This window comes from Streptomyces sp. NPDC018026 (assembly GCF_044327745.1).
Taxonomy (GTDB): domain Bacteria; phylum Actinomycetota; class Actinomycetes; order Streptomycetales; family Streptomycetaceae; genus Streptomyces; species Streptomyces rubrogriseus.
The window spans coordinates 149,487-175,410 of the sequence record NZ_JBIRFY010000006.1; the positions used below are offsets into that span (position 1 = coordinate 149,487).

Consider the following 25,924-nt stretch of genomic DNA (forward strand, 5'->3'; position numbering starts at 1 on the left):
CTTCCGATGGGTGCGGAGCATGATCGAGGCTGTCGGCCTGACCAAGCGATACGGCGACAAGACCGCTGTGTACAACCTCTCCTTCCAGGTGCGGCCCGGTGCCGTCACCGGCTTCCTCGGGCCCAACGGCTCGGGCAAGTCGACGACGATGCGGATGATCCTGGGCCTGGACAACCCCACGGCGGGGCACGTGACCATCGGCGGCCACCCGTACCGCAAGCTGCCGAACGCCGCGCGCCACGTCGGGGCACTGCTGGACGCCAAGGCGGTGCACGGCGGGCGGGCCGCCCACAACCACCTGCTGAGCCTCGCCCAGCTGTCCGGCATCCCGGCCCGGCGGGTGGACGAGGTGCTCGGCGTGGTGGGCCTCCAGGACGTGGCCAAGCGGCGTTCCAAGGGCTTCTCGCTCGGCATGGGCCAGCGGCTCGGCATCGCCGCCGCGCTGCTCGGCGACCCCCAGGTGCTGCTCTTCGACGAGCCGGTCAACGGCCTCGACCCGGAGGGCATCCACTGGGTGCGCAACCTGATGAAGGCGCTCGCCGCGGAGGGCCGCACCGTCTTCGTCTCCTCGCACCTGATGAGCGAGATGGCACTGACCGCCGACCACCTGATCGTCATCGGGCGCGGCCAGCTGATGGCCGACATGAGCGTGACGGACTTCATCTCGGCCAACTCCGCCGACTTCGCGCGCGTGCGGACGCCGGACACCGATCCGCAGCTGCGCGAGAAGCTGACCTCGGCGCTGACCGAGGCCGGCGGCCACGTGCTGCCCGAGCAGGACGGCGCGCTGCGGGTGACCGGGCTCGCCCTCGCCCGCATCAGCGACGTCGCGCACGCCAGTGACGTACGGCTGTGGGAGCTGTCTCCGCACCAGGCCTCGCTGGAGGAGGCGTACATGCGGATGACGCAGGGCGCCGTGGACTACCGGTCGACCACCGACCAGAAGGCGGGGCTCCAGCAGCCCCTGCCGCCCGGCGCGCAGCCGCCGATGCCGGTGCCCGGCCAGGGCCAGCCCGGGTGGTACGCGCCGCCGCCGCCCCAGCAGGGCGGTCAGCCCTTCGCCGCGCCGCAGGGCGCGCCCGGCCAGGCCCCCGCGAGCCCGTACGGCGCCCCGGTGGCGCCCGGAGCGGTCCCGGGCGGTCAGCCGGCCAACCCCTACGCGGCCCAGCAGGCGCCCCAGCCGCCGCCGATGCCCCAGGCTCCCGCCGGCGCGCCGACGCCGCCCGCGGCGGGCCCCGCGCCCGTCTCCGCGCCCGTCACCGACCCGACCAAGCCCGAGGACGTCCGATGAGCACGCCCCAGCCCCCGACGCAGCAGGCCGCGCCCGACTGGCACGCGGCGCCCGGTGCGCCGTTCCCGACCTACACGTCGCCGATCCCGGTGGTGCGCACGACCCTGGTGCACGCGCTGACCTCCGAGTGGACGAAGATCAAGTCGGTGCGCTCGACGATGTGGACGCTGGGCGTGTTCGTCCTGCTGGTCCTCGGCATCGGGCTGCTGACCGGCGCGGTGGTGGCGAGCTCGGACGCCGACCTGGCCGGCGAGAGCGCGCTGAGCCTCGGCTTCTTCGGCCTGCTGCTCGGCAGCATGTGCGTGATCACGCTGGGCGTACTGACCACCGCCTCGGAGTACGGCACGGGGATGATCCGCACGACGCTGACCGCCTGCCCCAGCCGAGGCCGGGTGCTGGCCGCCAAGGGCATCGTGTTCTTCCTGCTGGCGCTCGTGGTGACCCTGGTCTGCGCGACGCTGGTCGGGCTGGCCCACGTGTCCATGCTGGAGGGCCACGGCGCCGAGAACCCGACCGGCGCGGAGTGGCTGAAGGGCACCGTCGGCGTCTCGCTCTACGTCGCGCTGCTCGGGCTGCTCTCGCTGGCCATGGGCTCGATCATCCGGCACTCGGCGGGCGCCATCACCATCATGATCGGTGTCCTGCTCGCCCCGCTGGTGATCGCGCTGTTCATGTTCTCGGCGTCGCTCAAGGACGTGCAGCAGGCGCTGTTCGAGTACTCGATCCCGAACCAGATGAGCATCTTCTACGCCAATTCGCTCTCCGAGTCGGGGCCCTCGGGCTGGGACCCGCTGTGGATCCTGCTCGGCGTCACCGCGGCCGCGTTCGCCGCCGCCTTCGTCCTGCTGGAGAGGCGGGACGTGTAGCCGAAAGGTGTGGCGGGGTCTTCAGAACCTCGGCGCGTTACGGGACCGCTGCACCCGTGAGGTGCGGCGGTCCTTCGCGTTCCAGCACGCCTTGTGCCAGTGCCGGCGGTCGTCGACGCCCGAGTGGGCCGGCCACGCCACGACGTGCGGGACACCGTCCGGAATGAGCTGGTCGCAGCCCGGGCAGCGGTACGACTTGCCCTGCGCGCTCGCGCCCGCCACGTGCCGTACGCTCCACTCCTCGCCCTGCCAGTCCTCCGAGGACTGCCAGCCGCCGTAGCGGCCGGAGCCGTCCTCCTCGGCGCTCCGGCCGGAGGAACCGGCTCCCTTGGGTCGGTTGCGACGCGGGGACACAGGACACCTCACGGAGCTATACAGGAAGCAGGGCGGCATCCAGCCTACGCGGCACGGACACGGGTACGCGTACGGCGCCGAACACCGCGACTCCCCCCGACCGGTGTTGTCCGTCCGGGCCCACGCACCGTCCCACAACGGCCGATTCTGCAGACAATCCGCAAATTCCTTCGTCCGGCCGTGTCCTCGGCACGTGTCAGGCGGTTATGCCGTGTGGGGGAGCTCCACGTCGGGGCCGAGGAAGCAGGAAAAGGCAATGCGCGTAGGAAGTTTCGTGTTGGGTGCCCAGTTCCCGGGCCAGGGTCAGGGGGAGGCGCTGCACCGCGCGGTCCGCTCGGCCGAGGTCGCCGAGGAGGCCGGGCTGGACACGGTCTGGCTGGCCGAACACCACTTCGTGCCGTACGGCACGTGTCCGTCGGCCGTGACCCTGGCCGCGCTGCTGCTGGGCCGCACCCGGCGGCTGCGGGTCGGCACCGCGGTGAGTGTGCTGCCCACCGTGCACCCCGTGGCGCTCGGCGAGCAGGCCGCGCTGCTGCACGTCACCAGCGGCGGCCGCTTCTCGCTGGGTGTGGGCCGCGGCGGCCCGTGGGTGGACCTGGAGGTGTTCGGCGCGGGTCTTCAGGCGTACGAGACGGGGTTTCCGGACTCGCTCGACCTGCTGCTGCGCTGGCTGCGCGAGCCGGCTGTCGGCGCCGCGGGCGACCGCTACCGCTTCCGCGAGGTGCCCGTCGTGCCGCGCCCGTCGGAGTCCCTGTCGGAAGAGCCGGGCCCGGAGGTCGTCGTCGCCTGCACCTCGCCGTCGAGCGTGCGGATGGCGGCCGAGCGGGGGCTGCCGATGCTCCTCGGGATGCACGTCGGCGACGAGGAGAAGGCGGAGATGGTCGCCCTGTGGCGGCGCCACGCGCGGGCGGCCGGGCGTCCGGCGGCGGAGATCCACGGCGCCGGACACGTCTCGGCCGGTGTCTGCCAGATCGCGGACCGGCGCACGGACGCGGCCGAGACCCTGCTCAAGGCGATGCCGGGCTGGCTGCGTCAGGGACTCGGCGCCCACGTCACGGTGGACGGCCGGGCCCGGCAGATGCGCGACCCGCACGCCTACACCGAACTGCTCTGCGGGCTGCACCCGGTGGGCACGCCCCGGCTGTGCGCGGACCGGCTCGCGGCGACCGGCGAGCGGACCGGCATCTCCCGCTTCGCCCTGCTCGTCGAGGGCTCGGGAGACCTGGCGGCGACCGAGGAGAACGTACGGCGGCTCGGGGCCGAGGTACTCCCCCAGCTCCGCTGACCTCCCCCGGGCGGGGAGCTTGCCGCTCCGGTACAGAACTGCACCTCCCGCGTACGGAGCGGCAAGCGAGGACCGCGGGCCTCAGCAGTCGCGCAGTTCCGGCGACTGGTTCAGCAACTGGCTGCGCACCGAGGTGAACTTGGTCAGCGTCTCGTCGACAGAGGAGTCCAACGGGAACACCGCCACCCGGTGGCAGTTCTGGAAGGCCAGCCGCACCCCGAAGTGCCGCTGCAGTGCACCGCGTATCGCGTCACTCGCGAGCGCACGCAGGAGCTGACCGCGCGCCTGCTCGTCCGGCGGGGGCGTCTGGTTGTCGGCGAACGCTCCGCCGTCGACCTTCAGCTGTGCCACCAGGGAGCTGACCATCTCCCATGCGTAGGGCAGGGAGGTCCGGACGCAGTCGACGAAGTCTGCTTCGTCGACCTCGCCTCGCTCGGCCTGTTCGAGTAGGGCCGGTGAGACGTCGAGCGACATGGGTTCTCCTCTCGCACCCCCGACCAGCAGGGGTTGCCGGACAGTTAAGGGAGTGCGCGATTCCGAACACGCTGCGTACACAGTTCGCGACCTCCCGTTCAATACCGTAAGCAACCGATCGTGACGGCACCAGGAGAATGCCGAGATGGACACCATCCGGTAGGCCCACAATCGGCCAGTGGGCAAGACGGGGCCAATGGGAGAAGTGGGACAGTGCGCGCGGTGCCCGGGTCCGGGCGAATCGCGTCGGGCCGGGCCGGTCGAGTAGCGTTGCCGACCATGCGTCTCGTCATTGCCCGCTGCTCCGTCGACTACGCCGGACGGCTCACCGCCCACCTGCCCTCGGCCCCCCGGCTGATCCTGGTCAAGGCGGACGGCAGCGTCTCGATCCACGCCGACGACCGGGCCTACAAGCCCCTCAACTGGATGTCGCCGCCCTGCGCCCTGAAGGAGGGAACGGGCGAGGAGGAGGGCGTCTGGACCGTCGTCAACAAGGCGGGCGAGAAGCTCATCATCACGATGGAGGAGATCCTCCACGACTCCTCGCACGAACTGGGCGTGGATCCGGGCCTGATCAAGGACGGCGTGGAAGCACACCTCCAGGAGCTGCTCGCCGACCGCATCGACACCCTGGGCGAGGGCTACACCCTCATCCGCCGCGAGTACATGACCGCCATCGGCCCGGTCGACATCCTGTGCCGGGACGGCCAGGGCGGGACCGTCGCGGTCGAGATCAAGCGGCGCGGCGAGATCGACGGCGTGGAACAGCTCACGCGCTACCTGGAGCTGCTGAACCGCGACCCGCATCTCGCCCCGGTGCGCGGGGTCTTCGCCGCCCAGGAGATCAAGCCGCAGGCCCGCGTGCTGGCCACGGACCGCGGCATCGGCTGCCAGGTGCTGGACTACGACGCGCTGCGGGGCATCGAGGACGACAAGCTGCGGCTGTTCTGAGGGCGCGGCGCGTCCTGGGGGCGCGCCGCGTACGACGTGGACAGGGCCGGGTCCGTGTGACGGACCCGGCCCTCCTGTGCTGCGGCCTTCCCCGGTGGGGTCAGATGATCTGCCCGGTCGCCGGGTCCGAGCCGGCCGGGGTTCCCGTTCCCGGGTCGGTGCTCTCGGTGCTGCTCTGCGAGACGGTGGCCGGCGGGCTGTCGGCGCCGCTGACGGTGTCGGACGTCTCCGGGGTGGACGGCGAGGTCGTCTCGGTCTCCGTGGGCGTCGGTGACGTGTCGTCGGACTCGGTAGGCGTCCCGGGGTCCGTCGGCTCGGTGTCCGACGGCTTCGGCGACGTGGGCTTCGTCGTCGGCGAACTCGGCGACTTGCTCGGCTCGTCCGGCGAGCCGGGGTCGTCGGGGCTCTCGTCGTCACCGGGGTCGGTGCTGTCCGTACTGCTCGGCCCCTGCGAAGGCTCCCCCGACTCCGACGCCGTCGGCGCCTCGGACGTGCCCGGGGTGGCGGATCCGGTGGGGTCGCCGGGCGTCTCCTGGCCCTGGCCGTCGTCCGAGGGCCGGTCGGCGCCCAGGCTGCCGTCGTCGACGCCCTGGCTGGCCGACGGGTTGACGCCGACCTCGTTGGAGGGATCGCCGCCGTTGTTCTCGGACGTGGCCCCCAGGGTCACCACCGTGCCGAGCACGGCGACGAGCAGCGCGCCCGCTCCGGCGGCCACCAGGTTGCGCCGCGCGAAGCCCTTGATGCCGCCGGCGACCGTGCGGGACGGCTCCTCGTCGGGCTCGCGGCGGGTGACGAGGGTGGGGGACTGCGGACGCGGCTGGAGCGGCGGGAAGGGCGCGGGGACGCCCGCGGACGGCGACGCCGACTCCTCGTTGCGGGCGTCGGGCACCTCCTCCCCCACCGTCGGGCCGAGTCCGGCCCCGACCACGCCGAGTCCGGCGGCGGGCGCCGCCGCGGCGAACGCGCCCGCACCGCTGCCCAGGCCCGGTGTGTCGCCGGTGCGGTCGGCGACCAGCGCGAGGGCGCGGCGGCCGGCCACGGCACCGCGCTTGTCGGAGAGCGCGCCGCGCAGCCCGATGGAGGCCTCCAGCTCGGCGCGGGCCCGGTCCAGCTGGCCCTCGCACAGCGCGAGGACGCCCAGTTCGTGGTGGAAGTAGGCCTGTTCGGCGACGTCACCGGCGAGCCGGGAGGCCTCGGTGCCCGAACGCAGCGCCCGTTCCCAGGCGCTCCAGTGCAGCCCGGCGGCGAACGCGGGCGCCGCGGTGCGGGCCAGCTGGACGGCCGGGCTCTCCTCGTCCTCGGCGGTGGGGGTGGTCGCGGGCACCAGCACGGCGAGGGCCGCCAGTACGGCGTCGGCCTCCGCGCAGACCCGCTCCGGGGTGACCGAGGGGTGCCCGGCCCACCAGGCGTAGTGCTGGGCGGCGGCCGTCGCCCGCTCCCGTACGGTGTCGGCGTATCCGGCGCTCTCCAGCTGGGTGAGCACACCGGCGGCCAGCCGGTAGCGGGAGGCGACCGGGGAGACCAGTCCGCAGTCGGTCAGCTCGCCGAGGGCGGCGTCCGCGTGGGTGTCGCCGACCAGGGCGGGCAGATGCGCCTGGTGCGGCACCTCGCCGCCGAGCGCGACGGCGAACTCCAGGGTGGCGCGGGCGGAGGCGCTGAGCCGGGAGGCGAGCAGCGGTGCGGGCGCGGCGGCCTCACCGAGGGACGGCAGGGGTACGTCGTCGGCCTCGGCGGCGTCGTAGGGGGTGTCCTCGGCGGGGCGGGCGTCGGCGAAGACGCCGAACTCGTCGACGGCGTCGGCGCCGGCCCGCTCCCGGTCCCGGCGGCGCAGCAGGGCACCGGCCTGGACGAAGCGCAGCGGCAGGCCCTCGGACTCGAACCAGAGGTCTCCGGCCCAGTTGGCCTCCTCCTCGGTGAGGGTCCGTCCGGCGGCGCGCTCAAGGAGCTCCACGCCGTCCGCGCGGTCCAGGCCGGTGAGGAAGACCTCCTCGACGGCCGAGTCGGCGGAGGGTGCGGCCACTTCCGGGGTGGCGCCGAGGACGAAGGCGCACTCGGGGGTGGCGTCGAGGAGTTCGTCGAGGGCGGTGCCGCCGAACTCGACGTCGTCCAGGACGACGACGGCGCCCACCTCGCGCAGGTGTCCGAGGAGTTCCGTCCGGTCGGGACGGTGCAGGGGTGCGCCGTGGACGGCGTAGAAGAGGTCGTGGAGCAGGTCGTCGGCGGTGCGGTGGTGGCCGCTGAGCCGGACGACGCCGTCGGGCGCGAGGCCCGCGCAGTCCTCGGCGACGACGTCGAGGAGGCTGGTGCGGCCGGAGCCGGCGGGGCCGGTGAGGCGGACGGAACGGCCGCGGGCGAGCAGCCGCACCAGGCGTTCGCGTTCGTCCTCGCGGGCCAGCAGGCCGAGGACCGTGCGGACCGGTCCCGGTGGGACGGGCGGCCGCGCGGCACGCTCCGCCTCGGCGCGTTCGGCCGCGCTGAGCTTCTCCGGCCGGGTGGGCCGCTCCGAGGGCGGGCACACCTCGATCTCGCTGCCGTCGACGGGGTTGACGGTGAGCAGGAAGTCGCCGGACACCAGCTGCACCGTGCGGGCGAGCGCGGGCGCGTGCTGTCCGAAGTCGGAGGTGATGGGGTCCCTGTGCGGGCGCGGGCGCGGCGCCTGGTGGTCGCCGTCCTGGCCGTACTCCTCAGGGCCCCGGTTGTTCGGGTCCATTGGTTCAAGCCCCCCAAAAGCGTCGTGTGCAGGGCCCCGGCAGGGACCACCCTCCCGGCCTTGCCGCACACCGCGCTGTCGCTTCTGGTCCGGGCCCGCCGGCGGGTTTGCAAAGGCAGCGGGCAGCCAGACCCTAAACCTTCGCCCAGTATCTCCGACAGTCCGGGGTGCCGGGCGGCCCGAGAGGTCACGGTCTCGTGAGGATTGCGTGTGTCGGAGGTGTGAACCTTCACTTACACGCGGGGCAGGGTCTCCACACCGATGCCGCCCTCGATGGCGAGGATCCGGTGCAGCCGGGTGGCCACCAGCAGGCGCTGCATCTGCGGCGGCACGCCGCGCAGCACCAGCCGTCGGCCGCAGCGGCCGGCCCGCCGGTGGGCTCCCATGATCACGCCGAGTCCGGTGGCGTCCCAGGAGTCCAGCTCTGACAGGTCGAGCACCAGGTCGCCGACTCCGTCGTCGACGGCCGAGTGCAGGACCGTACGGGCGTCCGCCGCGCTGCGGACGTCGAGGCGGCCCCCGACGACCAGCTCGACGTGGTCGCCCCTGATGTGCATATGCGCTCCCCGGCGTGCGTCTTCTTCGTCGTCTTCTTCGTCTTGTTCTTCGTCTTGGCGGTGCGTTGCGCGCGTTGTGGTCTCTCGGCGATATCAGGCACTGCACCCTCTGACTGGCCGAAACGACCGGAGGTTGCCGTCTGTAAGCGAACCGATACCGAATTCACCCCGGCGTGTGACGTTTGCCGGGGCTGACGTGACCTCAGTGCTTGTAGAAGCCCTGCCCGCTCTTGCGGCCGATGTCACCGGCGTCCACCATCCGGCGCATCAGCTCCGGCGGGGCGAACTTCTCGTCCTGGGACTCGGTGTAGATGTTGCCGGTGGCGTGCAGCAGGATGTCCACGCCTGTCAGGTCGGCGGTGGCCAGGGGTCCCATGGCGTGGCCGAAGCCCAGCTTGCAGGCGAGGTCGATGTCCTCGGCGGTGGCGACGCCCGACTCGTACAGCTTCGCGGCCTCGACGACGAGGGCGGAGATGAGCCGGGTGGTCACGAATCCGGCGACGTCGCGGTTGACGACGATGCAGGTCTTGCCGGTGGACTCGGCGAACTCGCGTGCGGTGGCGAGCGTTTCGTCGCTGGTCTTGTAGCCCCGCACCAGCTCGCACAGCTGCATCATCGGCACCGGCGAGAAGAAGTGGGTGCCGACGACCCGCTCGGGGCGCTCCGTCACGGCCGCGATCTTGGTGATCGGGATGGCGGAGGTGTTGGACGCGAGGATCGCCCCGTCCTTCACCAGCTTGTCCAGGGTACGGAAGATCTCGTGCTTGACTTCCAGCTTCTCGAAGACGGCCTCGACGACGACGTCCGCGTCGGCGGCGGCGTCCAGGTCGGTGGTCGCGGTGATGCGCCCGAGCGCGGCCTCGGCGTCGTCGGCGTCGAGCTTCCCCTTGGCGACGAACTTGTCGTAGGAGGCCCTGATGCCGTCGGTGCCGCGCCGCAACGCCTCGTCGGTGACGTCGCGCAGGACGACCTCCCAGCCCGCCTGGGCGGAGACCTGGGCGATGCCGGACCCCATGAGACCGGCTCCGATGACGGCGAGCTTCCGTGCCACTGTGCGACTCCCCTGATACGCGCTGATTGTCGTCTCTCGGCCGGAGATTAGCGGGCGTGAGGCGCTGTGTGACCGGTTAGTAACGCGCGTCACGTCTCAAATGACGGACGTCACACCGAGGGGTGCCGTTCGGGTGTCACAGCGCGCCTCGTACGGCGTAGTTGAGCACCTTCTCGCTCAACAGCTCCTCCATCTCGTCCAGCAGCAGGAGCATGTCGCGGGACACCTCGGAGGGCTTGCCGCCCGCGACCATGCGGTGGCCGATCTCCACCATCACCGTGCCGTGCAGCCAGTTGATCTGACCGGCCATCAGGGAGGGCAGCGGGTCCTCGGCCGGGGCGCCCGTCTCCTCCCTGAGGGTCTTCTCCAGGTTGACGAGGACCTCCTGGCCGATGGCCCACATCCGGGACCGCAGGGCCGGCGACTCGTGGACGACCTTCATGAACCCGGCATATCCGTCCATCAGGCCGACCCGCGGCGAGACCGACTCGACCTCGTCGCGCAGCTCGCGCAGGACCGCGTACGCCGCGGACTCCCCGTCGCGGCGCCCGCGCACCCAGCGCGACAGCCGGTCGACGACCCCCTTGGAGCGGTCGAGGAACAGGTCCTCCTTGGCCGGGAAGTAGTTGTACACGGTGTTGACGGAGACGTTCGCGGCGTCCGCGACCTCCGCCACCGTCACGGCCTCGAAGCCGCGCTCCAGGAACAGCCCGGTGGCGACATCCGAGATGTACTGCCGGGTCTGCCGCTTCTTCCGTTCCCTGAGTCCCTCGGCCATGACCGCATCCTAGCTGCGCCGACAGCACAGTCTGGGGCGAGTGAAAACTTGGTGTCGTTGCAAAATTTCAGTGACTCTGTTTTTCTGGAGCGCATGGCAATCATCAGTACGGCCCAGCTGGCCCGCACCTTCGCCACGAAGCGCGGCCCGGTCGAGGCGGTGCGCGGCATCGACCTCACCGTCCGCGAGGGCGAGATCCTGGGCTTCTTGGGCCCCAACGGCGCGGGCAAGACCACCACCCTGCGGATGCTCACCACCCTGCTCGCCCCCACCGGCGGCGCGGCCACCGTCGCCGGGCACGACCTGGCGACCGACCCGGCCGGAGTGCGCGCGGCGTGCGGGTACGTGGCGCAGTCGGGCGGGGTGGACACGCAGATCACGGTCCGGGAGGAGCTGGTCACCCAGGGCCGCCTGTACCGGCTGACCAAGGCGCGGGCGGTCGAACGCGCCGACGAGCTGGCCCGCGACCTGGACCTGAGCGAGCTGCTCGACCGCAAGTGCGGCGCGCTCTCCGGCGGGCAGCGGCGCCGGCTGGACATCGCGATGGCGCTCACGCACCGCCCCAAGGTGCTCTTCCTGGACGAGCCGACGACCGGCCTGGACCCGGGCAGCCGCGCCGACCTGTGGGACCTGGTCCGCCGGCTGCGCACCGAACACGGCACCACGGTCTTCCTGACCACCCACTACCTGGACGAGGCCGACGCCCTCTCCGACCGCCTGGTCGTCGTGGACGGCGGCGTGGTGGTCGCCGAGGGCACTCCCGCCGCCCTGAAGCGGGAGTACGGCGGCTCGCCCGACGCCTCCCTCCAGGACACCTTCCTGGCCGTCACCGGCCGCAGCGCGGCTCCGGCCGACGCCGCCCCCGTCGCCGTCTGACCCTTCGAGGATTCCCGATGCTGCTCCACGACACCGGCCTGATCTACGGCCGCTATCTGCGCCAGTCGCTGCGCTCCCGCTTCGCGCTGCTGTTCGGCGTGCTGATGCCCCTGCTGTACCTGCTCTTCTTCGGCCCGCTGCTGACCGACCTGCCGCTCGGCGGTCAGGGCAGCTCCTGGCAGGTACTGGTCCCCGGCCTGCTGCTGCAACTCGGCCTGTTCGGCGCCTCCTTCGCCGGGTTCTCGATCATCATCGAGAACAGCCAGGGAGTGGTCGAGCGGATGCGCGTCACGCCCGTCAGCCGCCTGGCGCTGCTGCTGGGCCGGGTCCTGCGGGACGCCACCGTCTTCGCCTTCCAGGCGGTGCTGCTGGTGCTGGCGGCCCTGGTGATGGGCCTGCGCGCACCGCTGCCCGGCGTGCTGATCGGCTTCGCCTTCGTCGCCCTGCTCACGGTCTCGCTGGCCTCGCTGTCGTACGCGCTGGCGATGAAGGTCCGCACCCCGCAGGAGTTCGGGCCCACCATCAACGCGCTGACGATGCCGTCGATGCTGCTGTCCGGCCTGATGCTCCCGATGACCCTGGGCCCGGCGTGGCTGGACGTGCTGTCGCACCTGATGCCGTTCCGCTATCTGGTGGACGCGGTGCGGGACGCCTACATCGGCTCCTACGCGAGCGCGCACATGCTGTACGGCGTCCTCGTCGCCCTGGCCTTCACCGCACTGGCCGTGACGGTGGGCACACGCGTGTTCCGGACCGCCGGAGCGTAACTACGCTGGCCCCATGGTCAACCTGACGCGCATCTACACCCGGACCGGCGACCAGGGCACCACCGCCCTCGGCGACATGAGCCGGGTCCCCAAGACCGACCTCAGGATCTCCGCGTACGCCGACGCCAACGAGGCGAACGCGGTGATCGGTACCGCCATGGCGCTGGGCGGTCTGTCCGAGGAGGTCGTCAAGGTCCTCGTCCGTGTCCAGAACGACCTGTTCGACGTGGGCGCGGACCTGTCGACGCCGGTGGTGGAGAACCCGGAGTTCCCGCCGCTGCGGGTCGAGCAGTTCTACGTCGACAAGCTGGAGGCGGACTGCGACCGCTACCTGGCCGAGGTGGAGAAGCTCCGCTCCTTCATCCTCCCCGGCGGCACCGCCGGCGCGGCCCTGCTGCACCAGGCGTGCACGGTGGTCCGCCGGGCCGAGCGCTCCACCTGGGCGGCGCTTGAGGCCCACGGCGAGACGATGAACCCGCTGACGGCGACCTACCTCAACCGCCTCTCCGACCTCCTGTTCATCCTGGCCCGGGTGGCCAACAAGGAGGTCGGCGACGTGCTGTGGGTGCCGGGCGGGGAACGCTAGGCGCTCCGCTGGGGGTGCCGGGGACCGGTGCCGTCTTTCGTCTGCTGCTCCGTCGTGGCTGGTCGCGCCCACGCGGCAGAGCCGCACGTCGACTCAGCCCCGCGCCCCTTCGGGGGCGCTCCCGCCCGCCTCGGTCGAAGCCGTGCCCGCCGGGCCCCTCTTCGGCCAGATCAGGTACGTCAGGGCGATCAGGCCGTGGATGCCGACCACGCGCAGGGCCGTCCACTGGAAGGAACGCAGCGACGAGACGTCGCCCTCGTCGCCGACGTACCAGACCGCGCCCTGGAGCAGCGCGCAGGCCACGGCCGCGCCCAGCAGGGTGCGCAGCCACAGCCGGCCCTCGTGGGCGGCCCGGGGCATGCCGTAGCGCGGGGGCTTGACCGGTGGCGGTCCCCCGCCCAGGCGGTGGGCGGCGTGGCCGTCGAGCCAGCGGATCGTGTAGTGGCCGTAGGCGACGGTGTAGCCGATGTACAGCGCGGCCAGGCCGTGCTCCCAGCCGGGCTCGGCGCCGTTCTTCAGGTCCCACGCCGTCACCGCGAACAGCACCAGTTCCAGCACCGGCTCGCACAGCAGCAGGACCACGCTGGTGCGGCGCCACTTCAGCAGGTAGCGGGCGCCCAGCCCCAGGGCCAGCAGGACCCAGAAGCCGACCTCACAGGCGATGATCAACGCGACGACCACGACGCACTCCCTTCGTTCACCCTTCCAGGCTCCCGTCGGAATCCGCCGCCTTCGTCGTCGCCGGTGACGAACCTCCGGTACATCGAAAGATGCAGTGCGGGACCCTTCCCCGGGATCAGGCGCGCGGGGCACGGGCCGTGTTGGATGGTGGCATGGCCGTACGACTCCCCCGCCCGCGCCGCTTCGACGTGTACGCCGCGTCGGCCGGGCTGCTGGGCGGGCTGCTGCTGTGGGGGATCGGCCTGGGCGTGCGGCCGGCCGACGAGCCGGTGGTGCTGTTCGACGGCCGCTGGCCGCTGCTCGTCCCGCTCGCCGTCATGGCGGGCTGCGAGCTGCTGCGCCGGGCGGCGCCCCGCACCGGGCTGCTGATCGGCACCGCCGCGCTGGTCGCGGACACGCTCACGCAGGGCAGCCTGGTCACGCTGATCATGTACACCGATCTGATGTACGCCGCCGTGCTGTACGGCCCGCCCGCCTCGGCCCGCCGCATCCCGTGGATCACCGGGCTGCTCACCGTGGCCGGCACCGTCGTGCCGTACGCGCTGTGGCGGGTGCCCGAGGCGCTGCTCATCGGTGTCGCCGTCGGCGTCGTGTCCTTCGCGCCCGCCTCCACGGGGCTCATCGTCCGCAACCACCGCGAGGCCGCCGACGCCGCCCTGCTGCGGGCCGAGCAGACCGCGCTGCTCGCCGAGATGGACCGGGTCCAGGCGGTGACGGCGGAGCGCTCCCGGATGGCCCGCGAGCTGCACGACATGGTCGCCAACCACCTGTCCGCGATCGCCATCCACTCCACGGCCGCGCTCTCCCTGGACGACGCGGCGACCACCCGGCAGGCGCTCGGCGTGATCCGCGAGAACAGCGTGGCGGGACTGGCCGAGATGCGACGCCTCATCGGCATCCTGCGGGACCAGGACGGGGACACCGAGCCGGCCGCCGCCCCCACCCTCGACGGGCTCGGCGCGCTGGTCGACGGCGCCCGCGCCAACGGCCTCGACGTCACCCTGGACGCGGCACCCGGCGAGAACCTGCCCGCGCCGGTCGAGCTGGCCGCGTACCGGATCGTGCAGGAGTCGCTCACCAACGCCCTCAAGCACGCCGCCAAGGGCACCGTCCTGGTCCGGCTGGACCGGCACGAGGGCGCCCTGCGGGTCCGGGTGACCAGCCCGTACGGCGACCGGGACACCCCGCGCGCCCCCGGTTCCGGCGCCGGTCTGGTCGGGATGCGGGAGCGGGCCGCACTGCTGCACGGCACGTTCGAGGCCGGGGCGGTGCCGGACCCCGGCCCGGCGGGCGGCAAGATCTGGGCCGTACGGGCCACCCTGCCCCTGACCGAAGGAGACCTCGCATGATCCGCGTCCTCGTCGCCGAGGACCAGTCCGCCGTCCGCGCGGGGCTGGTGCTGATCCTGGGCAGCGCACCGGACATCGAGGTGGTGGGCGAGGCCGCGGACGGCGAGCGGGCGGTGGCGCTGGCCCGGGAGCTGCGTCCCGACCTGGTGCTGATGGACGTGCAGATGCCGCGCCTGGACGGGGTGTCGGCGACCCGGATCGTGGTCGGGGAGCAGCTCGCCGACGTGCTGGTGCTGACCACCTTCGACCTGGACGAGTACGTCTTCGGGGCGCTGCGGGCGGGAGCCGCCGGGTTCCTGCTGAAGAACACCGACGCCAGGGACCTGATCGCGGCCGTGCGCACGGTGGCGGGCGGCGAGGGCATCGTGGCCCCGGCCGTCACCCGGCGGCTGATCGCCGAGTTCGCCGCGAACCCGGTGCGCGAGCCGGCCGCGGATCCGGCCGTGCTGCGGGAGCTGACCCGGCGTGAGCGCGAGGTGCTCTCCTGCCTCGGCGAGGGGCTGTCCAACGCGGCGGTCGCCGAGCGTCTCGACATGGCGGAGGCCACGGTGAAGACGCACGTCAGCCGGTTGCTGGGGAAGCTGGGGCTGCGCAGCCGGGTGCAAGCGGCGGTGCTGGCGCAGGAGTTGGGGATCTAGTTTTCCCTGTCAATCACAGGTTCAACCACTGGCCGCCACATTGGTCCAGACCTATTGACCTGTGGTCCAGACCTTTCTATTCTCGCCGCACTGCGGGCATGAGGCTCAGTCATGCCCTCGACAACATCCCCATAAAAGGAGGCGCACATGCGCTTCAGACACAAAGCCGCGGCACTCGCAGCGACCCTGGCGCTTCCCCTCGCCGGCCTGGTCGGCCTCGCGAGCCCGGCCCAGGCCGCCGCGAGCGCGACGGCCACCTTCGAGAAGACCTCGGACTGGGGCACGGGCTTCGGCGGCAAGTGGACGGTGAAGAACACCGGCACCACCTCCCTCAGCTCCTGGACCGTCGAGTGGGACTTCCCCTCCGGCACCAAGGTCACCTCCGCCTGGGACGCCACCGTCACCAACTCCGCCGACCACTGGACCGCCAAGAACGTCGGCTGGAACGGGACGCTCGCCCCCGGCGCCTCGGTCTCCTTCGGTTTCAACGGCAGCGGCCCCGGCTCCCCGTCCAACTGCAAGCTCAACGGCGGCAGCTGCGACGGCACCTCGGTCCCCGGCGACGAGGCCCCCTCCGCGCCGGGCACGCCCACCGCCTCCAACATCACCGACACCTCGGTGAAGCTGTCCTGGTCGGCGGCGACCGACGACAAGGGCGTCAAGAACTACGACGTCCTGCGGGACGGCGCGAAGGTCGCCACCGTCACCGGCACCACCTACACGGACAGCGGCCTCAGCAAGGGCACCGCCTACTCGTACAGCGTCAAGGCCCGTGACACCGCCGACCAGACCGGTCCGGCCAGCGGTTCCGTGAAGGTCACGACCACCGGCGACGGCGGCGGCGAACCGAACCCGAACCCGGGTGCCGAGGTCAAGATGGGCTACTTCACCAACTGGGGCGTCTACGGGCGCAACTACCACGTGAAGAACCTGGTCACCTCCGGCTCCGCCGACAAGATCACGCACATCAACTACGCCTTCGGCAACGTCCAGGGCGGCAAGTGCACCATCGGCGACTCCTACGCCGACTACGACAAGGCCTACACCGCCGACCAGTCCGTCGACGGCGTCGCCGACACCTGGGACCAGCCGCTGCGCGGCAACTTCAACCAGCTGCGCAAGCTGAAGGCGAAGTACCCGAACATCAAGATCCTCTACTCCTTCGGCGGCTGGACCTGGTCCGGCGGCTTCCCCGACGCCGTGAAGAACCCGGCCGCGTTCGCGAAGTCCTGCCACGACCTGGTCGAGGACCCGCGCTGGGCCGACGTCTTCGACGGCATCGACCTGGACTGGGAGTACCCGAACGCCTGCGGTCTCAGCTGTGACGAGACCAGCGCCCCGAACGCCTTCAGCAGCATGATGAAGGCCATGCGCGCCGAGTTCGGCCAGGACTACCTGATCACCGCGGCCGTCACCGCCGACGGCTCGGACGGCGGCAAGATCGAAGCCGCCGACTACGGCGAGGCCTCGAAGTACATCGACTGGTACAACGTGATGACGTACGACTTCTTCGGCGCCTGGGCGAAGCAGGGTCCGACCGCCCCGCACTCGCCGCTGACCGCGTACGACGGCATCCCGCAGCAGGGCTTCAACACCGCCGACGCGATGGCGAAGTTCAAGGCCCAGGGCGTCCCGGCCGACAAGCTGCTGATCGGCATCGGCTTCTACGGCCGCGGCTGGACCGGCGTCACGCAGTCCGCGCCCGGCGGCACCGCCACCGGCCCGGCGACCGGCACCTACGAGGCGGGCATCGAGGACTACAAGGTCCTCAAGAACAGCTGCCCGGCCACCGGCACCGTCGCCGGCACCGCGTACGCCCACTGCGGCACCAACTGGTGGTCCTACGACACCCCGGCCACCATCAAGTCCAAGATGGACTGGGCCGAGCAGCAGGGCCTCGGCGGCGCCTTCTTCTGGGAGTTCAGCGGCGACACCACGAACGGCGAACTGGTGAGCGCCATCGACAGCGGCCTGAAGTAAGAACAGCCGTAAGGACAGTTAAGCGACATTGACGCGCTGACCGGGCGGGGCTGCCTCAAGCCACGCGAGGAATCCGGTCAGCGCGTCTTCGCTCATCGCCAGTTCCAGCCGGGTGCCCCGGTGGAGACAGGCCAGGATCACGGCGTCGGACAGCAACGCCAGCTCCTCCTCGCCGTCCGGCAGCCGGCGGCCGGCCACCTCGATCGCGGAGCGTTCGAGCACGCGGCGCGGGCGCGGGGAGTACGAGAAGACGCGGTACCACTCGACCCGGTCGCCGTTGTAGCGGGCCACCCCGTACGCCCAGCCCTTGCCGCCGGTGTCGCCCTCCTTGGGGGCGTCCCAGCGCAGGGAGCAGTCGAAGGTGCCGCCCGAGCGCTGGATCAGCCGGCGGCGCAGACCGAAGACGAAGAGGCCGATCACCACCACGGCCACCACGATTCCGCACACAGTCAGAGCGAGGGCCATCGACACCGACCTCCTCGTCTCCTAGGTAACGGAACGGAAAAAACACCCGGATCTGCCTCAGCCGCGGCCGGGTCCGGATGGCTCCGGTCCCAGCCGCGGCTGAGTGACGTCATGGCACGACGCTATCGCACTGTGCTGTGGATCAGCGTCCCGCCGCCGCGCGCAGTCGGACGTCCGCGCGACGCTCGGCGTGGGCGTCGCCCTCCGCCTTCGCGCGCTCGAGCTTGCGCTCGGCGCGGTGGACGTCGATCTCGTCCGACAGCTCGGCGACCTCGGCCAGCAGCGACAGCTTGTTGTCGGCGAACGAGATGAAACCGCCGTGCACCGCGGCGACGACCGTCCCGCCGTCACTCGTACGAATGGTCACCGGGCCCGACTCCAGCACACCGAGCAGCGGCTGGTGACCGGGCATGACGCCGATGTCGCCGGACGTGGTGCGCGCGACGACCAGGGTGGCCTCGCCGGACCAGACCTCTCGGTCGGCCGCGACCAGCGCGACGTGCAGCTCAGCAGCCAAGGTGGCTCCTCGGGTCACCACCCGGCGGGAGAGCCGGGTGTTGGTTACAAGTCTAAGGGGCGTGCCGGAGGGGACGGGACGCGCCCGCCCCCTCCGGATGGTCAGCCGTACGGCTCACCGCGAGCCGAGGCTCAGGAGACGCCCAGCTCCTTGGCGTTGTTCTTCAGGTCCTCGATGCCACCGCACATGAAGAACGCCTGCTCCGGGAAGTGGTCGTACTCGCCGTCGCAGATCGCGTTGAAGGCCGCGATCGACTCGTCCAGCGGGACGTCCGACCCGTCGACGCCGGTGAACTGCTTGGCGACGTGGGTGTTCTGGGACAGGAAGCGCTCCACGCGACGGGCGCGGTGGACGACGAGCTTGTCCTCTTCGCCCAGCTCGTCGATACCGAGGATCGCGATGATGTCCTGCAGGTCCTTGTACTTCTGCAGGATGTTCTTCACGCGCATCGCGGCCTGGTAGTGGTCCGCCGCGATGTACCGCGGGTCGAGGATGCGGGACGTCGAGTCCAGCGGGTCCACGGCCGGGTAGATGCCCTTCTCGGAGATCGGACGGGAGAGCACCGTCGTCGCGTCGAGGTGGGCGAAGGTGGTGGCCGGGGCCGGGTCGGTCAGGTCGTCCGCGGGGACGTAGATCGCCTGCATCGAGGTGATCGAGTGACCACGGGTCGAGGTGATGCGCTCCTGGAGGAGACCCATCTCGTCGGCCAGGTTCGGCTGGTAGCCCACCGCGGAGGGCATGCGGCCGAGCAGGGTCGACACCTCGGAGCCCGCCTGGGTGAAGCGGAAGATGTTGTCGATGAAGAACAGCACGTCCTGCTTCTGGACGTCGCGGAAGTACTCGGCCATGGTCAGGCCGGCCAGCGCGACGCGCAGACGGGTGCCCGGCGGCTCGTCCATCTGACCGAAGACAAGCGCGGTCTTGTCGATGACGCCGGACTCGCTCATCTCGTCGATGAGGTCGTTGCCCTCACGGGTGCGCTCACCGACACCGGCGAACACGGACACACCGTCGTGGTTGTTGGCGACGCGGTAGATCATCTCCTGGATGAGCACCGTCTTGCCGACGCCGGCACCGCCGAACAGACCGATCTTGCCGCCCTTGACGTACGGGGTCAGCAGGTCGATGACCTTGACGCCGGTCTCGAACATCTCGGTCTTGGACTCGAGCTCGTCGAAGTTCGGGGCCTTGCGGTGGATCGGCCAGCGCTCGCCGTCGTACTGCTCGTCGACGTTCAGCACCTCACCGAGGGTGTTGAACACCTTGCCCTTGGTGAAGTCGCCGACGGGGACGGAGATGGCCGCGCCCGTGTCGGTCACCGGGGCCTGCCGGATCAGACCGTCGGTGGGCTGCATGGAGATGGTGCGGACCAGGCCGTCACCGAGGTGCTGGGCGACCTCGAGGGTCAGCGTCTTGAGCTCGCCCTCCTTGGCCGGGTCGGCGACCTCTACGTGCAGCGCGTTGTAGATGTCCGGCATCGCGTCGACGGGGAACTCCACGTCGACGACCGGGCCGATGACCCGGGCGACGCGGCCCGTGGCCGTCGCGGTCTCAACAGTGGTGGTCATTAGTTGTCACTCCCCGCGTTCGCGTCGGCCAGGGCACTGGCGCCACCGACGATCTCGCTGATTTCCTGGGTGATTTCGGCCTGGCGGGCCGCGTTGGCAAGACGGGAGAGCGTGTTGATCAGCTCGCCCGCGTTGTCGGTGGCCGACTTCATCGCGCGCCGGGTGGCGGCGTGCTTGGAGGCAGCCGACTGCAGCAGCGCGTTGTAGATGCGGCTTTCGACGTAGCGCGGCAGCAGGGCGTCGAGGACGTCCTCCGCCGACGGCTCGAAGTCGTACAGCGGAAGGATCTCGTCCTTCGCGCCCGACTCCGCGGCCACCTCGTCGAGGCTCAGCGGCAGCAGCCGGGAGTCGATCGCCGTCTGCGTCATCATCGAGACGAACTCGGTGTAGACGATGTGGAGCTCGTCCACGCCGCCCTCGGCCGTGTCCTTCTCGATGGCCTCGATCAGCGGCGCCGCGACCTGCTTGGCGTCCGCGTACGCCGGCTCGTCGGTGAAGCCCGCGAACGACTCCGCGACCTTGCGCTCGCGGAAGTTGTAGTGAGCCAGACCGCGCCGGCCGACGATGTACGTGTCGACCTGGCGGCCCTCACGCTCGAGGCGCTCGGTCAGCTGCTCCGCCGCCTTGATGGCGTTGGAGTTGAAGGCGCCGGCCAGACCGCGGTCGCTCGTGAGGAGCAGGACCGCGGCACGGCTCGGGCTGTCCGCCTCCGTGGTGAGCGGGTGCTTCGTGTTCGACCCGGTACCGACCGCCGTGACCGCGCGGGTGAGCTCCCGCGCGTACGGCGTGGAGGCCGCCACCTTGCGCTGCGCCTTGACGACGCGCGAGGCGGCGATCATCTCCATCGCCTTGGTGATCTTCTTGGTCGCGGTGACGGATCGGATGCGACGCTTGTAGACCCGGAGCTGGGCTCCCATGAGTCAGGTCCCTTCCTTACGTCACTTGGCGGCGGACGGGGCGTCCTCGCCGAGCAGCTTGCCGTCCGAGGTCTCGAACTGCTTCTTGAACGCGGCGACGGCGTCGTCGATGGCCTGGATGGTGTCGTTCGACATCTTGGCGCCCTCCTTGATGGAGGTCATCAGGCCCTGCTCCTGGCGGTGCAGGTACTCGAGCAGCTCCTTCTCGAAGCGGCGGATGTCGGCGACCGGCACCTCGTCCATCTTGCCGTTGGTACCGGCCCAGACGGAGACGACCTGGTCCTCGGTGGCCATCGGCTGGTACTGGTTCTGCTTCAGCAGCTCGACCATGCGCTGACCGCGCTCCAGCTGCGCCTTCGACGCGGCGTCCAGGTCGGAACCGAAGGCGGCGAACGCCTCCAGCTCGCGGAACTGGGCGAGGTCCACGCGCAGTCGGCCGGAGACCTGGCGCATCGCCTTGTGCTGGGCGGAGCCACCGACGCGGGAGACCGAGATACCGACGTTCAGGGCCGGACGCTGACCGGCGTTGAACAGGTCGGACTCCAGGAAGCACTGGCCGTCGGTGATGGAGATGACGTTGGTCGGGATGAACGCCGACACGTCGTTGGCCTTGGTCTCGACGATCGGCAGACCGGTCATCGAGCCGGCACCCTCGGCGTCGGAGAGCTTCGCGCAGCGCTCCAGCAGACGGGAGTGCAGGTAGAAGACGTCACCCGGGTAGGCCTCGCGGCCCGGCGGGCGGCGCAGCAGCAGCGACACGGCGCGGTAGGCGTCGGCCTGCTTCGACAGGTCGTCGAAGATGATCAGGACGTGCTTGCCCTCGTACATCCACTGCTGGCCGATGGCCGAGCCGGTGTACGGCGCCAGGTACTTGAAGCCGGCCGGGTCGGACGCCGGGGCGGCCACGATGGTCGTGTACTCCAGCGCGCCGTTCTCCTCCAGCGCGCCGCGCACGGACGCGATGGTGGAGCCCTTCTGGCCGATGGCGACGTAGATGCAGCGGACCTGCTTGTTCGGGTCGCCGGTGCGCCAGTTGTCGCGCTGGTTGATGATCGTGTCGACGGCCAGGGCGGTCTTGCCGGTCTGACGGTCGCCGATGATCAGCTGACGCTGACCGCGGCCGATCGGGGTCATGGCGTCGACGGCCTTGTAGCCCGTCTCCATCGGCTCGTGCACCGACTTGCGCTGCATGACCGTGGGGGCCTGCAGTTCGAGGGCGCGGCGACCGGAGGTCTCGATCTCGCCGAGGCCGTCGATCGGGTTGCCGAGGGGGTCGACGACGCGGCCGAGGTAGCCCTCGCCGACGGCCACGGAGAGGACCTCACCGGTACGCGAGACCGGCTGTCCCTCCTCGATGCCGCTGAACTCACCGAGGACGACGCAACCGATCTCGCGCTCCTCGAGGTTGAGGGCGAGGCCGAGGGTGCCGTCCTCGAACTTCAGCAGTTCGTTGGCCATGGCCGAGGGCAGGCCCTCGACCTTCGCGATGCCGTCGCCGGCAAGGGTGACCGTACCGACCTCCTCGCGCGAGGCCGCGTCCGGCTTGTACGACTGGACGAAGTTCTCCAGTGCGTCCCGGATCTCCTCCGGCCGGATCGTGAGCTCCGCCATCTGAGTTCCCTGCTCTCCTTGTTGGGCCCGAAGTTTCACTTGGGGGGTATTCCACGAGTCGGGACTCCCCCCAATGAGAGGTGAATCCTCTGCACGGCCCAACCAGGGCCGTCGTAAGTACGTACTGCTACTGCTCTGTTACTGCTGTGCTGCCACGTGCTGTGCTGTTGTCGCGACCGGCGTCGCGCGGACGTCAGCTCGCCAGCCGGCGGCCGGCGTCCTCCAGACGGTCCGCGATGGAGCCGTTGATGACCTCGTCACCGACCTGCACCCGGATTCCGCCGAGGACCTCGGGGTCCACGTCGAGGTTCAGGTGCATCGGACGGCCGTAGACCTTCGCGAGGGCCGCGCCGAGGCGCTGCTTCTGCGTGTCGCTCAGCGGCACCGCCGAGGTGACCACGGCGACCATCCGGTCCCGCCGGTCGGCGGCGAGCTTGGACAGGGACTCGAGTCCCGACTCCAGGCTACGTCCCCGCGGCGCGGTGACAAGGCGCGTCACCAGACGCTCGGTGGTCCGCTCCGCCCGGCCGCCGAGCAGGCCGCGCAGCAGCTCGCTCTTGGCCGCGGTGGTGGCCGACCGGCTGGTGAGCGCGGCACGCAGCTCGGTGTTGGAGGAGATGATCCGGCCGAACCGGAACAGCTCGTCCTCGACGTTGTCGAGCCGGCCCCGCTTCTGGGCGGCGGTGAGGTCGGCGGTGTTCGCCAGCTCCTCCAGCGCGTCCACCAGGTCGCGGGACTGCGACCAGCGGGAGCGCACCGTGCCGGCCACCAGGTCGACGGCGGTGCCGCTGACCTGGGTGCCGAGGAGACGCTGCGCGAGCTCGGCCTTGGCCTCGCCGGACTGCGCCGGGTCGGTGAGGACCCGACGCAGCGACACCTCGCGGTGCAGCAGCGCGGTGACGGCGGCCAGCTCGTCGGCGAGCGAGCCTGCGTCCACGGACGTGGAGTCCGTCAGCGCGTCGAGACGCTCGCGTGCGGCGGCCAAGGCCTCGCGGCTCGCTCCGTGCATCCCACTCATCGGGTTGCCTCTGCCGTCGTCGCCTTGTCGTCCAGCTCGTCCAGGAAGCGGTCGATCACACGGCTCTGGCGGGCGTGGTCCTCGAGGGACTCGCCGACCAGCTTGCCGGCCAGCTCGGTGGCCAGCTTGCCGACGTCCTGGCGCAGCGCGGACGCGGCGGCCTTGCGGTCGGCCTGGATCTGGGCGTGACCGGCGGCGATGATCTCCTCACGCTGCCGCTGGCCTTCCGCGCGCATCTCGGCGATGAGCGTGGCGCCCTGCTCCTGCGCCTCCTGGCGCAGCCGCGCGGCCTCGTGCCGGGCCTCGGCGAGCTGGGCCTTGTACTGATCGAGGACGCTCTGGGCCTCGGTCTGCGCGGCCTCGGCCTTCTCGATACCGCCCTCGATGGCCTCGCGACGCTCTTCCAGAACCTTGTTGATGTTCGGGAGGAGCTTCTTGGCGAGGAAGCCGAAGACGATGACGAAGGCGATCAGGCCGATGACGAGCTCGGGGATCGGCGGGACGAGGGGATTCTCCATCTCCTCTGCCGCGATCTGGAGCATCGGGCTCATGGGTTTGCCTTTCGTCTAGTCGGCTGGTCTGGGATCAGCGATCAGTAGCCGTAGACGAACGGCATGACCAGACCGATCAGGGCGAGCGCCTCACAGAAGGCGAAGCCCAGGATCTGGTTGGCGCGGATCAGACCGGCCGCCTCGGGCTGACGGGCCAGGGCCTGGGTGCCGTTGCCGAAGATGATGCCGACGCCGACGCCGGGGCCGATGGCGGCGAGGCCGTAACCGATGGAACCGAGGGAACCTTCGACGGCAGCAAGGGTCGTGGTCATGCCAGTATTCCTTTTCTTTACGGACCGGTGGGGGTTGGCCACCGGACGATCATTGGAGTTCGCAGGCGCTCTGACTCAGTGGTGCTCGGCCATGGCGCCCTGGATGTAGGTGCACGTCAGGAGGACGAACACGTACGCCTGCAGAGCCTGGATGAACAACTCGAAGGCGGTCATCACCACGGTCATGATGAACGAGACGCCCGCGTAGGCGATGCCGATGCCGTTCAGCAGGTACCAGCTGGCGATCGTGAACAGGAGCAGCAGGGTGTGGCCCGCGAACATGTTCGCGAAGAGTCGCACGGCGTGGGTGAAGGGCCGGATCAGGATGTTCGAGAAGAACTCGATCAGCATGGCCAGCGGCAGCACCGGGCCGAGCGACTTGTCGTAGCCGGTGACGTTCTTGAAGAACCCGACGAATCCCTGGCGCTTGAAGGTCAGCGTGATCCAGGTGACGTAGACGATCAGGGCGAGCACCGCCGGGTAGGCGATGATCGAGGTGACCGGGAACTGGGCGACCGGAATGATCGACCAGAGGTTCATCATCCAGACGAAGAAGAAGAGCGAGACGACGAGCGGGACGTACTTCTCGCCTTCCTTCTTGCCGATGGTCTCGTAGACGACTCCGCGCCGGATGAAGTCGTAACCCGCCTCGGCGACCATCTGGAGCTTGCCGGGGACGACCTTCGGCTTGCGGAAGGCCGCCCAGAAGAACCCGACGATGACGATCGACCCGAGCAGCGCCAGCAGCATGGGCTTGTTGAAGTACAAGTTGCTGTCGTGGTCGCCCCACAGGGGCTCGAACAGGAACGAGTGCAGGCCGGGAGAAGGGAAGCCACAACCGTCGAAGATGTGGCAGTCGGTCTCGAAGGCGAGCACCTGCGTCGGGTCAGCACTCACCGCGGGCTCCTTCAGCGTGGCGCATGGATACGGCAACCTCGTTGTGTCGGCGCGGCGCGGGGCCGCTGTTCGGCACGGGACTGGTGTTACGGGTGTGGGGGCGGCTGTGGGGCATCTCGCCTCGCGATTCAGCAGGCGTCAGCCGAGATGCCCGCGCCCGCGATGCCGCAGTTGGCACCGGACGATAGCAGGAGTTCACATGCCTCTTTATCCCGGCCCTACCCCTCACGACGAGTGGCCCGTCTTTTCGGACTTTTCGCTCGACGAATCGGGCTCGACGTAGAGGATCTTGGCCTTCATGTGCGCCCGCGTCTGCGCGGCGATCCACGCGAGCGTGACGGCGACCAAAGTGATCGCGAAGGACCGGGGGTTGAACAGCGTCGTGTTCTTGAACGCGGCGAGGAAGACGAACAGCAGCAGGATCTGTGCCGCGTAGAGCATCAGGCCCATCGCCTGGAAAAGGTGCGGAAGCGATTTGGCGGTGCGCTGCAGGACGTAGAGGCCGATCCCCATGAAGAGCATCGCAACCACGGTCGCGACAACGGCTCCGACCGCGCCCTTGCCGCCGGCGACCACGGCGCTGACGACGGCGGCTACAGCGCCGACGGCAACCGTGGGCACGGCAGCCTGAAGCAGGATCCGGACGTCATTGGACGGCATGGCGGCAACTCCGCTTTCAACACACAGGGGGCAGGTGTCGTCATGGACGAGCGTAGCCCCGAGCCGGACGAGGTCCTCACTTACAAGAGACCGTCGCACTACGGTCCTTGGGCTCTACCCGGGGGATACTCGTGAACCGTATCACAAACTATTTGATGAGGTCTTTACCTCTGGGTGTGCTTGCTGTCACACGTGAGTATGACTCTGCGCGTTTGTGCAATTACTGCGGCAACTTGTCTGGTATTGCGGCTTTT

At 70.4% G+C, this 25,924-nt stretch carries 27 protein-coding genes; 10 read left to right on the plus strand and 17 right to left on the minus strand.

Annotated elements, in window-relative coordinates; translation table 11 throughout:
- Positions 1-19: 19 nt before the first annotated feature.
- Both ACH4D3_RS20355 and ACH4D3_RS20360 read left to right on the plus strand, forming a co-directional pair.
- Complete coding sequence (locus ACH4D3_RS20355) at positions 20-1,291, plus strand: ABC transporter ATP-binding protein (protein WP_398323823.1); 1,272 nt, start codon at positions 20-22, stop codon at positions 1,289-1,291.
- Entirely contained in the window at positions 1,288-2,157 is an 870-nt protein-coding gene (locus ACH4D3_RS20360) for an ABC transporter permease subunit (RefSeq protein ID WP_398323825.1), read from the plus strand. The genes ACH4D3_RS20355 and ACH4D3_RS20360 overlap by 4 nt, the downstream gene beginning before the upstream one ends.
- 21 nt (positions 2,158-2,178) lie before the next feature.
- On the opposite strand, the gene ACH4D3_RS20365 is transcribed toward ACH4D3_RS20360, so the two are convergent.
- On the minus strand, positions 2,179-2,511 hold the full coding sequence (locus ACH4D3_RS20365; RefSeq protein WP_398323827.1) for an ATP/GTP-binding protein: 333 nt from the start codon (positions 2,509-2,511) through the stop codon (positions 2,179-2,181).
- Between the two features lie 256 nt (positions 2,512-2,767).
- Between ACH4D3_RS20365 and ACH4D3_RS20370 the strand changes: the two genes are divergently transcribed.
- On the plus strand, positions 2,768-3,796 hold the full coding sequence (locus tag ACH4D3_RS20370) for an LLM class flavin-dependent oxidoreductase (protein ID WP_398323828.1): 1,029 nt from the start codon (positions 2,768-2,770) through the stop codon (positions 3,794-3,796).
- Between the two features lie 81 nt (positions 3,797-3,877).
- Here the strand turns inward: ACH4D3_RS20370 and ACH4D3_RS20375 are convergent, their stop codons facing one another.
- Positions 3,878-4,270 (minus strand): SCO5389 family protein, encoded by a 393-nt coding sequence (locus ACH4D3_RS20375; RefSeq protein ID WP_003973607.1) that lies wholly within the window; start codon positions 4,268-4,270, stop codon positions 3,878-3,880.
- Positions 4,271-4,549: 279 nt separating this feature from the next.
- Here ACH4D3_RS20375 and nucS point away from each other — a divergent pair, with 279 nt between their 5' ends.
- Complete coding sequence (gene nucS, locus ACH4D3_RS20380) at positions 4,550-5,221, plus strand: endonuclease NucS (RefSeq protein ID WP_356862871.1); 672 nt, start codon at positions 4,550-4,552, stop codon at positions 5,219-5,221.
- Between the two features lie 100 nt (positions 5,222-5,321).
- Here the strand turns inward: nucS and ACH4D3_RS20385 are convergent, their stop codons facing one another.
- From ACH4D3_RS20385 to ACH4D3_RS20400, 4 genes are all read right to left on the minus strand, one after another.
- Positions 5,322-7,931, minus strand: coding sequence for an ATP-binding protein (locus tag ACH4D3_RS20385; protein ID WP_398323830.1), 2,610 nt, complete (start codon positions 7,929-7,931; stop codon positions 5,322-5,324).
- 233 nt (positions 7,932-8,164) lie between these two features.
- Entirely contained in the window at positions 8,165-8,488 is a 324-nt protein-coding gene (locus ACH4D3_RS20390; protein ID WP_003973611.1) for an STAS domain-containing protein, read from the minus strand.
- Between the two features lie 202 nt (positions 8,489-8,690).
- Positions 8,691-9,539 carry a 3-hydroxyacyl-CoA dehydrogenase family protein gene (locus ACH4D3_RS20395; RefSeq protein ID WP_361004530.1) on the minus strand — a complete coding sequence of 283 codons (849 nt, stop codon included), beginning with the start codon at positions 9,537-9,539 and terminating at the stop codon, positions 8,691-8,693.
- A gap of 136 nt (positions 9,540-9,675) precedes the next feature.
- On the minus strand, positions 9,676-10,317 hold the full coding sequence (locus ACH4D3_RS20400) for a TetR/AcrR family transcriptional regulator (RefSeq protein WP_398323833.1): 642 nt from the start codon (positions 10,315-10,317) through the stop codon (positions 9,676-9,678).
- Between the two features lie 93 nt (positions 10,318-10,410).
- Between ACH4D3_RS20400 and ACH4D3_RS20405 the strand changes: the two genes are divergently transcribed.
- The 3 genes from ACH4D3_RS20405 to ACH4D3_RS20415 are packed head-to-tail and all read left to right on the plus strand — an operon-like array spanning position 10,411 to position 12,546.
- Entirely contained in the window at positions 10,411-11,193 is a 783-nt protein-coding gene (locus ACH4D3_RS20405; protein WP_398323835.1) for an ABC transporter ATP-binding protein, read from the plus strand.
- Between the two features lie 17 nt (positions 11,194-11,210).
- On the plus strand, positions 11,211-11,960 hold the full coding sequence (locus ACH4D3_RS20410) for an ABC transporter permease (RefSeq protein ID WP_398323837.1): 750 nt from the start codon (positions 11,211-11,213) through the stop codon (positions 11,958-11,960).
- A 13-nt stretch (positions 11,961-11,973) separates the two neighbouring features.
- Positions 11,974-12,546: a cob(I)yrinic acid a,c-diamide adenosyltransferase gene (locus tag ACH4D3_RS20415; protein ID WP_398323839.1), complete on the plus strand. Its 573-nt coding sequence runs from the start codon at positions 11,974-11,976 to the stop codon at positions 12,544-12,546.
- 93 nt (positions 12,547-12,639) lie between these two features.
- Here ACH4D3_RS20415 and ACH4D3_RS20420 read toward each other — a convergent pair whose 3' ends face one another.
- Positions 12,640-13,227: a hypothetical protein gene (locus ACH4D3_RS20420; RefSeq protein ID WP_398323841.1), complete on the minus strand. Its 588-nt coding sequence runs from the start codon at positions 13,225-13,227 to the stop codon at positions 12,640-12,642.
- Positions 13,228-13,379: 152 nt separating this feature from the next.
- On the opposite strand from ACH4D3_RS20420, the gene ACH4D3_RS20425 reads away from it, so the two are divergent.
- The 3 genes from ACH4D3_RS20425 to ACH4D3_RS20435 all read left to right on the plus strand — a co-directional run bounded on the left by ACH4D3_RS20425 (position 13,380) and on the right by ACH4D3_RS20435 (position 17,194).
- Entirely contained in the window at positions 13,380-14,576 is a 1,197-nt protein-coding gene (locus ACH4D3_RS20425; protein ID WP_398323843.1) for a sensor histidine kinase, read from the plus strand.
- Positions 14,573-15,214 carry a response regulator gene (locus tag ACH4D3_RS20430; RefSeq protein ID WP_398323845.1) on the plus strand — a complete coding sequence of 214 codons (642 nt, stop codon included), beginning with the start codon at positions 14,573-14,575 and terminating at the stop codon, positions 15,212-15,214. The genes ACH4D3_RS20425 and ACH4D3_RS20430 overlap by 4 nt, the downstream gene beginning before the upstream one ends.
- Positions 15,215-15,361: 147 nt before the next feature.
- On the plus strand, positions 15,362-17,194 hold the full coding sequence (locus ACH4D3_RS20435; protein ID WP_398323847.1) for a glycosyl hydrolase family 18 protein: 1,833 nt from the start codon (positions 15,362-15,364) through the stop codon (positions 17,192-17,194).
- A gap of 18 nt (positions 17,195-17,212) precedes the next feature.
- Here ACH4D3_RS20435 and ACH4D3_RS20440 read toward each other — a convergent pair whose 3' ends face one another.
- The 10 genes from ACH4D3_RS20440 to ACH4D3_RS20485 form a co-directional block, all read right to left on the minus strand.
- A complete protein-coding gene (locus ACH4D3_RS20440) occupies positions 17,213-17,659 on the minus strand; it encodes a DUF2550 domain-containing protein (RefSeq protein WP_109033450.1) in 447 nt (148 codons plus the stop codon).
- 142 nt (positions 17,660-17,801) lie between these two features.
- A complete protein-coding gene (locus tag ACH4D3_RS20445) occupies positions 17,802-18,176 on the minus strand; it encodes a F0F1 ATP synthase subunit epsilon (protein ID WP_115744235.1) in 375 nt (124 codons plus the stop codon).
- Between the two features lie 131 nt (positions 18,177-18,307).
- Positions 18,308-19,744, minus strand: a complete 1,437-nt coding sequence (gene atpD, locus ACH4D3_RS20450; protein WP_109033448.1) for a F0F1 ATP synthase subunit beta — start codon at positions 19,742-19,744, stop codon at positions 18,308-18,310.
- Complete coding sequence (locus ACH4D3_RS20455; protein ID WP_398323849.1) at positions 19,744-20,661, minus strand: F0F1 ATP synthase subunit gamma; 918 nt, start codon at positions 20,659-20,661, stop codon at positions 19,744-19,746. The genes atpD and ACH4D3_RS20455 overlap by 1 nt, the downstream gene beginning before the upstream one ends.
- Positions 20,662-20,682: 21 nt before the next feature.
- Positions 20,683-22,272, minus strand: coding sequence for a F0F1 ATP synthase subunit alpha (gene atpA, locus ACH4D3_RS20460; protein ID WP_398323851.1), 1,590 nt, complete (start codon positions 22,270-22,272; stop codon positions 20,683-20,685).
- Positions 22,273-22,465: 193 nt separating this feature from the next.
- Positions 22,466-23,281 carry a F0F1 ATP synthase subunit delta gene (locus tag ACH4D3_RS20465; RefSeq protein WP_398323852.1) on the minus strand — a complete coding sequence of 272 codons (816 nt, stop codon included), beginning with the start codon at positions 23,279-23,281 and terminating at the stop codon, positions 22,466-22,468.
- A 5-nt stretch (positions 23,282-23,286) separates the two neighbouring features.
- Entirely contained in the window at positions 23,287-23,841 is a 555-nt protein-coding gene (locus ACH4D3_RS20470; RefSeq protein WP_398323854.1) for a F0F1 ATP synthase subunit B, read from the minus strand.
- Between the two features lie 41 nt (positions 23,842-23,882).
- A complete protein-coding gene (gene atpE, locus ACH4D3_RS20475) occupies positions 23,883-24,113 on the minus strand; it encodes an ATP synthase F0 subunit C (protein ID WP_398323856.1) in 231 nt (76 codons plus the stop codon).
- A 75-nt stretch (positions 24,114-24,188) separates the two neighbouring features.
- Positions 24,189-25,010 carry a F0F1 ATP synthase subunit A gene (atpB, locus tag ACH4D3_RS20480; protein ID WP_398323858.1) on the minus strand — a complete coding sequence of 274 codons (822 nt, stop codon included), beginning with the start codon at positions 25,008-25,010 and terminating at the stop codon, positions 24,189-24,191.
- Positions 25,011-25,235: 225 nt separating this feature from the next.
- A complete protein-coding gene (locus tag ACH4D3_RS20485) occupies positions 25,236-25,670 on the minus strand; it encodes a hypothetical protein (RefSeq protein ID WP_398323859.1) in 435 nt (144 codons plus the stop codon).
- Between the last annotated feature and the right edge of the window lie 254 nt (positions 25,671-25,924).